General features: G+C 74.8%; 16 protein-coding genes and 1 pseudogene. 7 read left to right on the forward strand and 10 right to left on the reverse strand.

Features of this window, described 5'->3' with window-relative positions:
- Nucleotides 1–406: 406 nt before the first annotated feature.
- Genes WCD74_RS03825 through WCD74_RS03855 form a run of 7 tightly spaced genes read left to right on the forward strand, consistent with a single transcriptional unit; the run spans nucleotide 407 to nucleotide 6,864 of the window.
- Nucleotides 407–1,258 (forward strand): ABC transporter permease, encoded by an 852-nt coding sequence (locus WCD74_RS03825; protein WP_337693490.1) that lies wholly within the window; start codon nucleotides 407–409, stop codon nucleotides 1,256–1,258.
- A complete protein-coding gene (locus tag WCD74_RS03830) occupies nucleotides 1,255–2,031 on the forward strand; it encodes an ABC transporter ATP-binding protein (RefSeq protein WP_337693491.1) in 777 nt (258 codons plus the stop codon). The genes WCD74_RS03825 and WCD74_RS03830 overlap by 4 nt, the downstream gene beginning before the upstream one ends.
- The gene (locus WCD74_RS03835) at nucleotides 2,028–3,011 is read left to right on the forward strand and encodes an ABC transporter substrate-binding protein (RefSeq protein ID WP_337693492.1); all 984 of its coding nucleotides are present in this window, start codon (nucleotides 2,028–2,030) and stop codon (nucleotides 3,009–3,011) included. Before WCD74_RS03830 ends, WCD74_RS03835 begins: the two co-directional genes overlap by 4 nt.
- On the forward strand, nucleotides 3,008–4,597 hold the full coding sequence (locus WCD74_RS03840) for an FAD-binding protein (protein ID WP_337693493.1): 1,590 nt from the start codon (nucleotides 3,008–3,010) through the stop codon (nucleotides 4,595–4,597). Before WCD74_RS03835 ends, WCD74_RS03840 begins: the two co-directional genes overlap by 4 nt.
- A complete protein-coding gene (locus WCD74_RS03845) occupies nucleotides 4,594–4,983 on the forward strand; it encodes a 4Fe-4S binding protein (protein WP_337693494.1) in 390 nt (129 codons plus the stop codon). Before WCD74_RS03840 ends, WCD74_RS03845 begins: the two co-directional genes overlap by 4 nt.
- A complete protein-coding gene (locus WCD74_RS03850; RefSeq protein ID WP_337693495.1) occupies nucleotides 4,970–6,523 on the forward strand; it encodes an FAD-dependent oxidoreductase in 1,554 nt (517 codons plus the stop codon). Before WCD74_RS03845 ends, WCD74_RS03850 begins: the two co-directional genes overlap by 14 nt.
- Nucleotides 6,520–6,864, forward strand: coding sequence for a 4Fe-4S dicluster domain-containing protein (locus WCD74_RS03855; protein WP_337693496.1), 345 nt, complete (start codon nucleotides 6,520–6,522; stop codon nucleotides 6,862–6,864). The genes WCD74_RS03850 and WCD74_RS03855 overlap by 4 nt, the downstream gene beginning before the upstream one ends.
- Nucleotides 6,865–6,871: 7 nt before the next feature.
- Here the strand turns inward: WCD74_RS03855 and WCD74_RS03860 are convergent, their stop codons facing one another.
- From WCD74_RS03860 to WCD74_RS03900, 10 genes and pseudogenes are all read right to left on the reverse strand, one after another.
- Complete coding sequence (locus WCD74_RS03860) at nucleotides 6,872–7,309, reverse strand: SRPBCC family protein (RefSeq protein WP_337693497.1); 438 nt, start codon at nucleotides 7,307–7,309, stop codon at nucleotides 6,872–6,874.
- Between the two features lie 55 nt (nucleotides 7,310–7,364).
- Nucleotides 7,365–7,562 (reverse strand): DUF202 domain-containing protein, encoded by a 198-nt coding sequence (locus WCD74_RS03865; protein ID WP_337693498.1) that lies wholly within the window; start codon nucleotides 7,560–7,562, stop codon nucleotides 7,365–7,367.
- The gene (locus WCD74_RS03870; protein ID WP_337693499.1) at nucleotides 7,562–8,347 is read right to left on the reverse strand and encodes a sulfotransferase family protein; all 786 of its coding nucleotides are present in this window, start codon (nucleotides 8,345–8,347) and stop codon (nucleotides 7,562–7,564) included. The genes WCD74_RS03865 and WCD74_RS03870 overlap by 1 nt, the downstream gene beginning before the upstream one ends.
- A complete protein-coding gene (locus WCD74_RS03875) occupies nucleotides 8,347–9,273 on the reverse strand; it encodes a glycoside hydrolase family protein (RefSeq protein WP_337693500.1) in 927 nt (308 codons plus the stop codon). The genes WCD74_RS03870 and WCD74_RS03875 overlap by 1 nt, the downstream gene beginning before the upstream one ends.
- Nucleotides 9,270–9,875: an adenylyl-sulfate kinase gene (gene cysC, locus WCD74_RS03880; RefSeq protein WP_337693501.1), complete on the reverse strand. Its 606-nt coding sequence runs from the start codon at nucleotides 9,873–9,875 to the stop codon at nucleotides 9,270–9,272. The genes WCD74_RS03875 and cysC overlap by 4 nt, the downstream gene beginning before the upstream one ends.
- Before the next feature lie 109 nt (nucleotides 9,876–9,984).
- Nucleotides 9,985–10,884, reverse strand: coding sequence for an ABC transporter permease (locus WCD74_RS03885; protein WP_337693502.1), 900 nt, complete (start codon nucleotides 10,882–10,884; stop codon nucleotides 9,985–9,987).
- Nucleotides 10,874–11,677, reverse strand: coding sequence for an ABC transporter ATP-binding protein (locus tag WCD74_RS03890; RefSeq protein WP_337693503.1), 804 nt, complete (start codon nucleotides 11,675–11,677; stop codon nucleotides 10,874–10,876). The genes WCD74_RS03885 and WCD74_RS03890 overlap by 11 nt, the downstream gene beginning before the upstream one ends.
- Nucleotides 11,678–11,699: 22 nt before the next feature.
- The gene (locus WCD74_RS03895) at nucleotides 11,700–12,779 is read right to left on the reverse strand and encodes an ABC transporter substrate-binding protein (protein ID WP_337693504.1); all 1,080 of its coding nucleotides are present in this window, start codon (nucleotides 12,777–12,779) and stop codon (nucleotides 11,700–11,702) included.
- 385 nt (nucleotides 12,780–13,164) lie between these two features.
- Nucleotides 13,165–13,338 (reverse strand): annotated as a pseudogene (locus tag WCD74_RS29925) (hypothetical protein); the annotation flags it as partial.
- A gap of 57 nt (nucleotides 13,339–13,395) precedes the next feature.
- Nucleotides 13,396–13,596 carry a hypothetical protein gene (locus WCD74_RS03900; protein WP_018335484.1) on the reverse strand — a complete coding sequence of 67 codons (201 nt, stop codon included), beginning with the start codon at nucleotides 13,594–13,596 and terminating at the stop codon, nucleotides 13,396–13,398.
- Nucleotides 13,597–13,767: the final 171 nt, after the last annotated feature.

Here is a 13,767-nt window from a genome sequence, read left to right on the forward strand (position 1 = left end):
GAGCGACCCGACCCCGGGCGCGCCTGTCACGCAGAGTCAGATCACGAGCCCGCTCGGCGACGAGTGAGAGCGCCGCCACACGGACACGGCACCTGTCTTGACCCTCCCGCCACCGCCGTCACAGGATGAGATCGCGATCAGGGTGCTCGACCCGGTCGCACCACCACCGACGGAAGGCGGGGACCCGTGCGTCGTCCGGCCTTCACCCGCCGTCGGCACGTGGACCTGGGGCGCGTCCGCAGCGCGGCCTGTCGATCCACTCGCGCCTGACCGGGGCCATCCCGCTCCTCCGCCTCTGCTCCTCCGGGCCGCCGCCCGCGTCACTCGGCACCGCCTCCACCCCACGGCCGCGTCCGGCCGTGCGCGTCGGCGCGCGCCTGCACCCCCTCGACCGAAGGGTCCCCGCGTGTCCGCACCCCCGGCCGCCACCGCCCGCCCGACCTCGACCGCCCCGGTCCTCCGCGATCTGCCGCTCCGTGCGTCACGGCGCCGCCGCGGGCTCCCGCGTCCCCTGCGGCGGGTGCTCGTGGTGGTCGGGCTGCTGGTCATCTGGCAGATCGCCTCGTCGAGCGGCCTGCTCTCACCCGACACGCTGTCCTCCCCGTGGGACACGGTGCGCACGGCCGCCGAGATGTCCGCCTCCGGCGACCTGCACGAGGCCCTGCTGACCTCGCTGCAGCGCGCGGCCACCGGGCTGGCCCTCGGCGTTCCCGCCGGCCTCGCCCTCGCACTCGTCTCGGGGCTGTTCCGCGCAGGGGAGGACCTCGTCGACAGTCCGATGCAGATGCTGCGGACGCTGCCCTTCCTCGGGATCACGCCCTTGCTGATCCTCTGGTTCGGCATCGGCGACACCCCCAAGGTCGCGCTGGTGTTCCTGGGCGTCTGCTTCCCCGTCTACGTCAACACGCTGGTCGGGATCCGCAACGTCGACGCCCGCCTCGTCGAGGCCGCACAGGCCTTCGGGGCGAGCCGGTGGCACGTCGTGCGCGCCGTCGTGCTCCCGGGAGCGCTGCCGAACATCCTCGTGGGGCTCCGCCTGGCGCTGGGCGTCGCCTGGCTCGCCCTCGTCGTCGGCGAGCAGATCAGCTCCGACGGCGGGATCGGCTCGCTGATGCTGCGTGCCCAGGACAACCTGCGGACCGACCGGATCGTCGTCTGCCTCGTCATCTACGCCCTGCTGGGCCTGCTCTCCGATCTGGTCGTGCGAGGGCTCGAGCGGCTGCTGCTGACCTGGCGCCAGGGGCTGGAGGCCCGATGAGCACCGTGGCGCACCCGGGGACGGGCCTCGTCGTCGACGCCCGCGACGTCCGACGCCGGTTCGGTGACCGCGAGATCCTCCGGGGCATCGACCTGGCCGTCCGCCCCGGGGAGTTCGTGGCCCTGCTCGGCGCGAGCGGCTCCGGCAAGACGACACTGCTGCGCATCCTCGGCGGTCTGGACCCCGGCGCCGACGGGATCGCCCGGGTCCCCGAGCGCGTCTCGGTGGCCTTCCAGGAGCCGCGGCTGCTCCCGTGGCGGCGCGCGTGGCGCAACGTCGCGTTCGGCCTGACGGGCGCCGACGTGCGGGCCCGCGCCACCGACGCGCTGCGCGAGGTGGGCCTGGCCCACCTCGCCGGCCAGTGGCCCAAGACCCTGTCCGGCGGGGAGGCCCAGCGGGTCGCCCTGGCCCGCGCACTGGTCCGCGACCCGGACCTGCTGCTGCTCGACGAGCCGCTCGCCGCGCTCGACGCCCTCACGCGGCTGCGCATGCAGCGCCTCGTCGCCGACCTGTGCGCGCGCCGCGGCCTCGCGGCGGTGCTCGTCACCCACGACGTCGACGAGGCCCTCACGCTCGCCGACCGCGCCGTCGTCCTGCGCGACGGCGTGCTCGCCCACCAGGTCGACATCGACCTCGACCGCCCCCGCGACCCCAGCGGCGTCGCCTTCGGCGCGCTGCGCGACGAACTGCTGCGCCGGCTGGGCGTCGAGATCCCGGCCGCCGAGCCGCCCTCCGCCACCGCACCCCCCACCACCGAGGAGCCCTCCCCGTGACCCGCCTGCTCCGCCGGCTCGCCCTCCCGGTCCTGCTCCTGCTCGCGCTGGCCGCCTGCGGCTCGGGTGGTGACGGCGGCGGGGGCGGCCAGGGCGGCGACGCCACCCTGCGTGTCGGCATCATCGTCACCGGCAGCCAGCAGGGCTACGGGATCGACAGCTGGGCCTACGACCAGGGCGTCCTGCAGCGCCACCTCCGCGACGCGGGCATCGCCGACGTGCAGTTCTCGTCCTTCCCGAACGGCCCCAACCTGAACCAGGCCCTCAAGGGCGGCGCGCTGGACCTCGGCGTGCTCGGCGACACCCCGGCCGTGTCCGGGCGCGCCGCCGACCTGCCGACCCAGCTCTCCGGGGTCAGCCAGCGCGGGCAGGACGCGTGGCTGATCGGCGGCCCGGGCGTGACGAACCTGGACGCGCTGCGCGGGAAGACGGTGGCGACCCAGCAGGGCTCCTACATGCACCGCTACCTCGTCGGGCTGCTGGACGAGGCCGGACTGGCGTCGTCGGTGAAGATCACGTTCCTGCTGACGAATGCAGCCCAGCAGGCCCTGGACAAGGGCGACATCGCGGCCTACGCCGCTCCCGTCCCGGTCGCGCCGCTGCTCGCGTCCAAGGGCTACGCGGTGATCGACCGCGCGAGCACCCACCCCGGCCTGCCCGGCAACAGCTACGTCACGATCGCGAGCGACGCCGCGGCGAAGTACCCGCAGCTGGCCCAGGCCTGGAACGCCGGGATCGCCGAGGCCTCCGCCTCTGTCGCCCGCGACCCGTCCGCGTACCACGCGTTCGCCGCGCGCATCTCCGGCCTGCCGCTGCCGGTGATCCAGCAGTCCTATCCCGCGGCCCTGTTCGGCAACCCGGCCGTCACCCCGACCGACGTCGACACCGCCCGCGCGACCCTGGACTTCCTCGTCGCCCAGCAGCTCGCCGCCCGCCCGTTCGACGTCGGCGCCTGGGTGGCGCCCGGGGGCCGCGCGTGAGCCGCCGCGACCGGGGTCCGGCCGGGCTGCCCGACTGGCTCGACGTCCTCGTCCTCGGGGGCGGACCCGCCGGGACGTGGGCGGCGCTGGCCGCCGCGGAGGCCGGGGCCCGGGTCGCGCTGGCGGACAAGGGCTGGTGCGGCACGAGCGGCGCGGCCGCGGCCGGCGGTAACAACCTCTGGTTCCTCCCGCCGGAGGGGGACGCCCGCGAGCGCGCGATCGCCGCCCGTATGCGCGAGGGGGGCGACCTCGCGGACCCGGTGCGGATGGCCGGTGCCCTCGCGCGGACGTGGGAGGCGGTCGGCGAGCTCGCCGACGCCGGCTACCCCTTCCCCCCGTCGCGCACCAGCGGCCGGCACCTCGGCAGCCTCCAGGGGCCGGAGTACATGCGGTTGCAACGACGGCGGGTCCGGCGCGCCGGTGTCGTCGTCGCCGACCAGTCCCCCGCCGTCGAGCTGCTCGTCGACGACGACGGTGGCGTGATCGGGGCGGCAGGCGTGCACCGTCAGGCCGGCAACGCGCCGTGGTCGGTGCGGGCCGGGGCCGTCGTGCTGGCGACGGGCGGGTGCGCGTTTCTCTCCGGGGCGCTCGGCTGCAACGTCGACACCGGGGACGGGACGCTCATGGCCGTGGAGGTCGGCGCGGAGCTGTCGGGCATGGAGTTCTCCAGCCAGTACGGCACCGCGCCCGCGTTCGGCGCGCAGACCAAGGGCCTGATGTACCAGTTCGCGAGCTACTTCCGCGCCGACGGCACCCCGCTCGACCTGCCGCCGATGGCGGGTCCGGCGCTGCAGCGCGCGATGCTCGAGGGCCCGGTCCACGCCCGCCTCGACCGCGCCGAGCCCGACGTGCGGGAGGCGATGCGCTGGTCGCAGCCGAACTTCTTCCTGCCGTTCGACAAGGCCGGCGTGGACCCGTTCCACGAGACGTTCCCGGTGCGGGCGGTGTGCGAGGGCACGGTCCGCGGCACCGGCGGGGTCGCCGTGCCCGGGCACGGGTGCGCCACCACCGTGCCCGGCCTGTACGCGGCCGGAGATGCCGCGTCCCGCGAGGACATCACCGGCGGCATCACGGGCGGGGGCAGCCACAACGGGGCGTGGGCGATCTCGTCCGGCACCTGGGCCGGGCGGGAGGCGGCGCGCTCCGCCGCCACGCGTCGATCGCGCACGGCGGTCGCGGTCCCGGCCGGTGGTGCGGGCGTCCGTCCGCGCGGAGGCCGGAGCCGGGACGCGGGCGCGGTCGTCGCGGCCGTCCAGGAGCGGGTCCTGCCGCTGGAGCTCAACCGCTTCCGCACCGGACGGGGCCTGCGGGAGTCGCTCGCCGTCCTGGACCCGCTCTGGGAGGAGGTCCGCGCGGGGCTGGGTCCGACGGAGCGCCCGGGCACCCGGCACCGGGAGGCCGCGGCGATGGTGGCGCACGCGCGCTGGATGTACCGGGCCGCGCTCGCCCGTACCGAGTCCCGGGCCATGCACCTGCGCGACGACCACCCCGGGACCGACCCCTCCCAGACCCGCCGCCTGCGGGTCACCGGGCTCGACGACGTCGACGTGCGCCCCGCCGCCGTCGTCCGGGAGGCCGCGTCGTGATCGAGGTGATCAGCGCCGACCGGTGCGTGGACTGCGGGATCTGCGTCGACGTGTGCCCCACGAACGTCTTCGACGCCGACGAGCGCGGGCGCCCGAGCATCGCGCGGCAGTCCGACTGCCAGACGTGCTTCCTGTGCGAGGCGCACTGCCCCACCGACGCGCTGTTCGTCTCCCCACTCGCCGGCCCGGCCCCGGAGGGATCGCGGTTCCGCGACCAGGAGGCCCTCGCCGAGGACGGCCGGTTCGGGGAGTACCGCCGGTGGATCGGCTGGGGACACGGTCGGCGGCCCGGCAGCCTCGCGGACCGCAACCAGTACTTCACCGAACGGCTGCGCACGCTGCGGCCGCCACCACCAGCGCCGGGAGACGCCGATGACGCACGCTGACCCGCTCGAGCTCCGGACCGACGTCCTCGTCGCGGGCGGCGGCCCCGCCGGCGCCTGGGCCGCGCTGCGCGCCGCGGACGCCGGCGCCGACGTCGTGCTGGTGGACAAGGGCTGGTGCGGGGCGAGCGGCGCGACCGCCGCGGCCGGCACCGGCGTCTGGTACGTCGAGCCCGACCCGGCCGCCCGCGAGACCGCCATGGCCTCCCGGGAGGGCCTGGGCGGTTACCTCGCCGACCGCGGCTGGATGACCCGCGTGCTCGACGAGACCTACGCCGGGATGAACGAGCTGGCCGACCGCGCCCGCTACCCCTTCCCGCGCGACGACGCGGGCCGCGAGGTCCGCCGGGGAGTCCAGGGCCCGGAGTACATGCGGCGGATGCGCACGCTGGTCCGCCGCGCCGGCGTGCGGATCCTCGACCACTCCCCGCTCACCGAACTGCTCACCGCCGCTGACGGGACCGTCGCCGGAGCCGCGGGCACCCGCCGTCAGGAAGGGGTCGACTACCGCGTGCGGGCGGGGGCGGTGGTCCTCGCGACCGGCGGCTGCGCGTTCGCCAGCGGGGCCCTCGGCTGCGATGTCGACACCGGCGACGGCGCACTCGCGGCCGTCGAGGTCGGCGCGCACCTCTCGGGCATGGAGTTCTCCAACGCCTACGCCATCGCGGCCGCGCACGGCTCCGTCACGAAGACCGCGTACTACAGCTACGCCACGTTCTACCGCGCCGACGGCTCGGTGCTCGAGGGCGCGGGCAGCACCCGGGGACGGTCGGTGATCGCGCGGACGCTGCTCACGGAGCCGGTGCTCTGCCGCCTCGACCACGCCGGGCCCGTCGAGCAGGCCGCCATGCGCCGCGGGCAGCCGAACTTCTTCCTGCCGTTCGACCGGGCCGGCATCGACCCGTTCCACGACCTCTTCCCGGTCACGCTGATCGCCGAGGGCACGGTCCGCGGCACCGGCGGGATCGCGCTCGAGTCCCCGCACTGCGACACCGGCGTGCCGGGGCTGTACGCGGCGGGCGACGCCGCGAGCCGGGAGTACATCTGCGGCGGCTTCACCGGCGGCGGCAGCCACAACGCCGCCTGGGCGCTGTCCTCCGGCAGCTGGGCCGGGCGGGCCGCGGCCGCGCACGCCCTCGCCGGTCCCCGGCCCGTCCCGACGGCGGGTGCGGGCACGGTGGGGACCGGGCGGACCGCCGCGCGGGACGTCGTCGCGGCCGTCCAGGCCGAGGTGCTCCCGTACGACAAGAACCTGATGCGCCATGCCGACCGGCTGCGCCCGGCGCTGGACCGGCTCGACGCCGTGTGGGACTCCGTCCGGGAGGGTCTCGACGGCGGGTCGTGGCGGGTCCGGGAGGCGGCGGCGATGACGGCGGTCGCGCGCTGGATGTACACCGCGGCGCTGGCCCGGGAGGAGTCGCGCGGCATGCACAAGCGCGAGGACCGCCCGGGCAGCGACCCCGCCTGGCAGCACCGCCTCGAGGTGGGCGGCCTCGACGCCGTGTGGACCCGGTCGGCGGCCGCGATCGGGGCCGCCGCGTGATCGAGCTGCTGTCCCCGACCCGGTGCATCGGCTGCGACCGCTGCGTCGACGTGTGTCCCACGGACGTCTTCGACCGCGTGCCGGGCGAGGTCCCGGTGATCGCGCGACAGGGTGACTGCCAGACCTGCTTCATGTGCGAGGCCTGGTGCCCGGTCGACGCCCTGTTCGTGGCACCCGACCGGACCCCGCTGCCCGAGCCCCCTGCCGAGGACGACGTGCCGCTCGGCAGCTACCGCGCCGCCCTCGGGTGGGGCCACGGCCGCACGCCGGGGGCCCGCACCGCCGTCGGACCGCCCCTGCGCCACGAACCGGGCGATCCACCGGGGCCGCCGCTCGTGTGACCTGCCGTCAGGCGAGCGCCTCGCGCAGCTCCCGGATGCCGGTACCGAACACGCCGTCGGCGAACGTCCGGTTCAGCTCCTCCTCCTGGCCCGCGTCGGCGTCGTACTCCGCCCACCACTCGACGAAGGTCTCGCCGGTGTCGGTGACCGGACAGACCCGCACCGTCGACAGGTAGCGGCGCACCCCGAACGGGTTCGCGCCGGCGAAGGTGTAGGTGAGGGTGCGGCTGGTGTCGTCGAGGGCGATCAGCCGCTCGTCGAACGGGTCCCCGCCGGCCGCCATGGTCAGCCGGCGCACCGCCCCGACCTGCCCGTCGACGCCCTCGACGAGCTCGCTGTGACTCAGGGCCGGGTGCCACGAGGGCAGGTCGTTGAAGGCGCGCAGCTGGGCCCAGACCTTCTCGACGGGGGCGGCGACGACTCCACTGGCGTACGGACGCGGCACGGCTGACTCCTGGGTGTCGGACGGAGTGATCGTCATGATCGTGCCCGACCCGCCGTCAGGACCGGAAGGTCGAGACGGCGGTGGCGAGGCCGGCCAGCGCGCAGAGTCCGCCCGACACGACGACGACCGGCGTCGGGACCTGCGGTGGAACCAGCACGGCGATCGCGATCGCGGCCAGCGAGAACGCCAGCGAGAACCGCAGCCGCGACAGCACCGTGCGCTCCCGGGCGAGGAACCACCGGAGGTCGGGCATCACCGCCGCCAGTCGGTGAGGTCCCAGCCCGTCAGCTTCTCGAGGTGCGCCACGTCGTCGGCGAACCACTCCAGCGCCGCCGCCCGCCCCTCCGCGGAGAGCCCGGACGAGCGTCCGTGCACGTCGGGACGCACGTGGTGGCGCGGCACCCCGCGGACCACGCCGGTCTCCACACCCAGGAACGCGCAGACGCGGTCGGCCGTGCAGATCGGCGAGTCCCGCAGGGAGCGGTAGCGCAGCAGCAGCACCTGCTCCGGGTCGAACCGCGAGTAGAGCGCCTCGACCTGCTCGCCGTAGCGGCCGGCGGCCACGTAGTGCCAGAAGTGCGCCCACCCCGCCGCCCGGCGCTCGGGTTCGAGTCGGCACGCCGTGAGGAAGTCGGTCTCCGGCTCGAGGCCGGCGTCGCGCAGGTGCGACCAGTTCGAGTGCGCCCGCTCCACGGGGTCGCGCAGCACCGCGATGAGCTTCGCCCGCGGCACCGCCTCTGCGATCCGCCGCTGCGCCTCGGTGTCGTAGAGGTAGAAGACGGTGCCCTCGCCGGTCAGCGCACCGGCTGGGGCGGGGTCGAACAGCGCCTCGTAGTCCTCCCGGCGCCAGACGTGCTCGTCCCACGTCGGTATGTCGCCCGGCCCGCCGCCGCTGGTGGGCGGCGGCCCGTCGGTCAGGAAGAACTTCGGCTCCTTGACCTCGGGCAGGAACAGCTGCGGGTGGCTCTGCAGGGCCTTGTGCAGCGCGGACGTGCCGCACTTCGGGGCGCCGAGGAGCAGGAAGTCCGGCAGGGCCACTACGTGACCCCCACGAGCGAGGGGACGAGCTCGGTGCGCAGCTCGTGCGCCCCGTCGGAGCGGGTGGCCTCGTAGTACAGCCGGTAGTCCCCGCCGGGCAGCGGCAGCACGTGGACGTAGCGCAGCCCCCGGCCGGGCGAGTCCGCCTCCGCGGCAGGACCGTCGCCCTCCGCCCGGAAACGCCCGAAGCCGTCGGCCGCGACGGCGACCCCGGTCCGCTCCTCCCAGTTCTCCCCCGCGCTCGCGCGGCCGTCGTAGAGAGCGACGAGCCGGTCGCCGAGGTCGACGACGGTGGAGACCCGCACGCCGCGGGCGTCCCACTGCCCCGGCCGCGGCGCCAGCGCGGTGCCCTGCCAGGTCCAGACGACGCCGTCGGGGCTCGTGGCGTGCTCGGTGGTCATGCGGTCGGTGGCGTCCGGGTCGTCGAGCGGGTGGACCGACGCCCACAGGTGCCAGAGCCCGCCGTGCGACTGCACCACGGGGTCCTTGACGGCGAGGGAGTCCGAGCCGGGCAGCACCGTCACCGACGGCGCGGTCGCGAGGCCCTCCGGGGTGTCGGCCTCGAGCAGCTCGACCCACCAGTGCTTCGTGCCGGGCGTCGCACAGCTGACGTAGAGCCGCCAGCGCCCGGCCGGCGTCACGACGAGCGCCGGACGCTCCAGCGACTCCGCCCCGAAGCGCTCCTTCTCGACGATCGCGAGGACCTCGAAGGACACGCCGTCCGCCGAGCGCGCCACCACGTTGGCGTAGCCCCGGCCCTCGCCCTCGGGCCGGCGCAGCCGGTAGGCGAGGTACACCGCGCCGTCGTGGCGCAGCGCGCAGGGCGCCCCCGCCCACGTGCCGGGCCGGCCGTCCGGCGGGGGCACGACGACGGCGGCGGCCGCGCCGTCGGGCAGCGGGGCACCGGTGGGGTCGAGGTGGCTCACGCGGACTCCTTCGTCTGGCGGTCGGGTTCGCGCGACAGGATTCCCCGCCCGGCCAGGTGGTCGAGCAGGGCGGTCACCGACTCCTGCACCGTCTGCTCGTGGGTGGGCAGGACGAGGTCCGGGTCCCGAGGGACCTCGTAGGCGTCGTCGACGCCGGTCAGCCCGGTGATCTCGCCCGCACGGTGCTTGGCGTAGAGGCCCTTGACGTCCCGCTGCGCGGTGACCTCCACCGGGGTCGAGAGGTGCACCTCGACGTAGGGGACGCCGAGGTCGTCGTGGTCGGCGCGGACCTGGTCGCGGACGTCGGCGTGCGGCGCGATGGAGGCCACCAGCACCACCACCCCGTTGCGGGCCAGCAGGCCGGACACGAAGCCGATGCGGCGGATGTTGACCGCCCGGTCCTCGCGGCTGTAGCCGAGGCCCTTGGAGAGGTTGGTGCGGATGACGTCCCCGTCGAGGACCTCGACGCCGCAGCGCTCGACCCGCAGCTGCTCCGCGACGCCGATCGCGACGGTGGACTTCCCGGCGCTGGGCAGGCCGGTCAACCAGACGGTGGCGCCACCGGCGCAGGGCACGGAGGACGGGTGGACGATGGTGGACACGACGGCTCCTCGTCAGGGGGACGGACTCTCCGGTGCCGTCAGCGACAGAGCGCGCTGCCCACCCACCCGTGGTCCACGTGCCGTCGCCGGGTCAGGCCCGTCACCGTGCTCACGGCCCCGTCGCCAGGCCCCGCGCCCGCAGGACGCGCAGCTCGGCCGGTCGGAAGAAGAGCAGTTCGACCCCGATCCCGACGACGAGGATCAGGAGGATCGCCGCGATCACCGACGGCATGTCCGACAGGGACTGCCCCTCGTTGAGGTACGCCCCGAGACCGAAGCCCAGACTCGGCGACGTGGCGATGATCTCCGCCGCCATCAGCGACCGCCAGGAGAAGGCCCAGCCCTGCTTGAGTCCGCCGAGGAAGCCCGGCAGTGCGGCGGGCAGCATGATCAGTCGCGCGGACTGGGAGCGGCTGGCGCCCATCGCGAACCCGACCCGCGGCAGCAGCGGCGGCACCTGGTCGATGCCCGAGACCAGCCCGTTCGCGATCGAGGGAACGGCGCCCATGAGGACCACGAAGTAGATCGTCTGGTCGTTCAGGCCGAACCAGAGCACCGCTGCGGGCACCCACGCCACCGACGGCAGGTTCTGCAGGCCGGTGAGGATCGGTCCGATCGCCGACCGCACCAACGGCACGGTCGCGACGAGCAGGCCGATCGGGGTCGCGATCACCACGGCGAGCAGGAAGCCGAGGACGGCGCGGCTGATCGACGTCCAGACGATCGCGAGCGCCCGGCCGTCGGCGATGTCGGTGCCGATGGTGCCGAACACCGATTCCGGCGAGGGCAGTTTGAACTCCGGCCAGATCGCCGAGGCCCACAGGATCTGCCAGACGACGACGAACAGCACCACAGCGACGATCGGCGGCACGATTCCGGTGAGCAGCCGCTTCCACAGCGGGGTGCGCTGCTCGGTGGGGGTGTCGAGGGCATCCAGACCCCGTCCGACCTCGGCGGCGTCGTCGGGTGTGCCCGGCCGTTGTTCGTCGGTGGTCGTGTCAGCGGGCATGGGCCGAGATCACCTCGCGGAGCTCACCGGTGATGTCCCCGTGCAGCTCCTCGGGGTCGCTGTCCGAGGCGGTGGCCCACTCCCGGACGACCCGGCCGGGCCGCGACGAGAGCAGGACGACCCGCTCGGCGAGGCGGACCGACTCACGCACGTCGTGGGTCACGAACAGCACGGTCGTGCCGGTCGCCTCCCACACCCGCAGCAGCTCGGCCTGCAGGACGTCGCGCGTGATGGCGTCGAGCGCGCCGAACGGCTCGTCCATGAGCAGGACGCCGGGCTCGTGGCGGGTCGTGCCGCCCTCCCCCAGCCCGGTCGCGGCCGCCAGGGCGCGCGCCAGCGCGACGCGCTGCCGCATGCCGCCGGACAGCTCGTGCGGACGCTTGTCCGCCTGACCCTCCAGCCGCACGAGGGCGAGCAGCTCGTGGGCGCGCTCCCGCCGTGCCGACCGGCCGACACCGGACAGACGCAGCGGAAGCTCGACGTTCTTCCCCGCCGTGAGCCACGGCAGCAGCGCCGCCTCCTGGAACATCACCGCCGGCCGTGCCGCGGACGTCTCGACCGTGCCGCTCGTCGGCCGGTCGAGGCCCGCGACCAGGTTGAGCAGCGTCGACTTGCCGCACCCCGAGGCCCCGAGCAGGCAGACGAACTCCCCCGACGCGACCGAGAGGTCGACGCCGTCGAGGGCGACGACGGCGTCGTTCCCGGTGCCGAAGACCTTCGAGACCCCCTTGACGTCCAGGACGGGGGGACCGGTGCGCGGCCCTGGCGCGGAGCGCTCGAGCGTGGCGGTCATGGTGATGCTCCTCGAGGAAGGACTACTTGGTGTCGAGACCGGCCGGGTCGACGGTCGGTCGTCCGGCGGCCTGCAGCGCTTCGTTGAGCGGGCCGAGGGCGAAGAGGCCCTTGACGTCGGTGGCCGACTGCGCCGTCCCGGCCGCGACGGCGTTCTGCGCCAGGGTCGGGAAGGTGCCCGCCAGGGGGTCGGGGTTGAGCTGCACGTCGTCCCACGCGCGGTCGAGCACGTTCTGCGCGAGCGGCTTGCTGCCCGCGGCGCCGAGTCCGGCGTTCGCGGCGGTCTTGGCGGCGTTCGGGTCGGTCCGCGCGAGGTCCTCGGCGGCGACGAGGCCCTTGAGGAACGCGGCGACGGTGCTCGGGTGCTGGGACACGTAGTCGGTGCGTGCGATGACGACCGTCGTCGGGAACTGCCCGTTCGGCCACAGGGTCTTCTCGTCGAGCAGCGCCGTGGCGCCGCCCTCGAGCACGAAGCGCGACGCGAACGGCTCCGGGAGCCACCCGCCGTCGAGCTGACCGGTCCTGTACGCGTCGAGCGCGCGGGCGTTGTCGATGTTGACGACCTCGACGGCACCCGGGCCGGTGCCGGCCGGCAGGTTGTTGTCCTTGAGCCACTTCTTCAGCGCGATGTCCTGGGTGTTCGCGAGCTGCGGGGTGGCGATCTTCTTCCCGAGCAGCTGCTGCGGGTTCGTGATGCCCGGGCGGACGACCAGCTGGGCCCCACCCGACGTCGCGCCAGCGATGACGCGCACGCCCTCGGGGTTCTGCTTGTAGGCGTTGATCGCGGGCCCGGAGCCGATGAACCCGAGGTCGATCGAGTTGCCGAAGAGGGCGCTGGTCTCCTCCGGCCCGGCGTTGAAGGTCTGCGTCGACAGCTTGGTCTGGCCGAGCTGCTGGGCGAAGAGCCCGTTCTGCACGCCGATCAGGGCGCCGGCGTGCGTGATGTTCGGGAAGTAGCCGAGGCGCAGCTCCGGGGCGGGGCCGGCGTCCGCGGCGGGCGTGGTGGAGGACTCCTGCGCGCGGGAGCAGCCGGAGAGCACCAGCAGCGCGGCGAGCAGGGCGATGGCGACGGCAGGCAGGGTGCGCCGACTATGACGGGTCACGGGTGGTGGTTCTCCTGAGGAGGCCCCGCGCGGAGGTGGCGGGGTCGGCTGACGGGGTGATCCGGGCGCGTCCCACCCGCGTTCGACCTGCCGTCCGTGAACGGGACGGCAGGTCGGGCGGGGGTGTCAGGAGGAGAGACAGGCGCAGCTGTACACGCGGCCGAAGTCCACGTGGCGGCGGGCCACGAGGCGCACATCGGCGGCAGCGGTCACGGGTGATGAGCCTGCCATGACCCGTCCGTGTCGGCCACCGACGTGACGCGGGTGACCCACACGGACCAGTGCCGCCGGGCAGGTCACGGCGCGGCCCCGAGCGCGGGCGAGGCGATCAGGACGAGCCCCAGCGAGCAGGCGGCGACGACGACGAGACCCGCGACCGCCACGATCAGCGGGCGCCAACCGCTGCGGGACCTGCCCGCAGGTCGAAGTTCAGCGCCACCCCGGCGAAACAGAGCAGGAACGCCCACTTGGACAGGTTGCCGAGGCTCGTCTTGTCGGCGCCGGAGAAGAACCCGATCGTCCCGAGCGCCGCGACCGCGAGGAAACCCAGGACGAACTTCGGGAAGGTCGCCCAGACCGGTCATGGTGATGCCTTCCTGACGTCGGGTGGTGGTGGTTACTCGGCGAAGGCGGTGCGGTGGCGCTGGAGCTCGGTGCGCAGGAGTGCGAGCGAGCCGGCGACCTCGGCCGCGATGCGCTCGGCCTCGATCTCCCAGCGCCCGGCGCCGGCGTCGACGGCCGACACCTCGCGCTGGACGACGGCGTCGAGATGCGTCAGGAACGTGGCGACGGCGGCGCCACGAGGGGTGAAGGGCACAGGTGTCTCCGGGACGTGGGAAGGAGAGTGCTCAGGGAGGGGTCGACCTGGAGGTGCGCGGCGCGGACGGCGAGGTGCCGTGCTCAGCGGGGCCGCGGGCGTGCGGGCCGTCGGCCGTCGACACGGGGCGGAGAACCCGACTCGGGGTGACTCCCGCGGCGTGGCCGGCCG

The organism is Actinomycetospora aurantiaca (assembly GCF_037401875.1).
Classification (GTDB): domain Bacteria; phylum Actinomycetota; class Actinomycetes; order Mycobacteriales; family Pseudonocardiaceae; genus Actinomycetospora; species Actinomycetospora aurantiaca.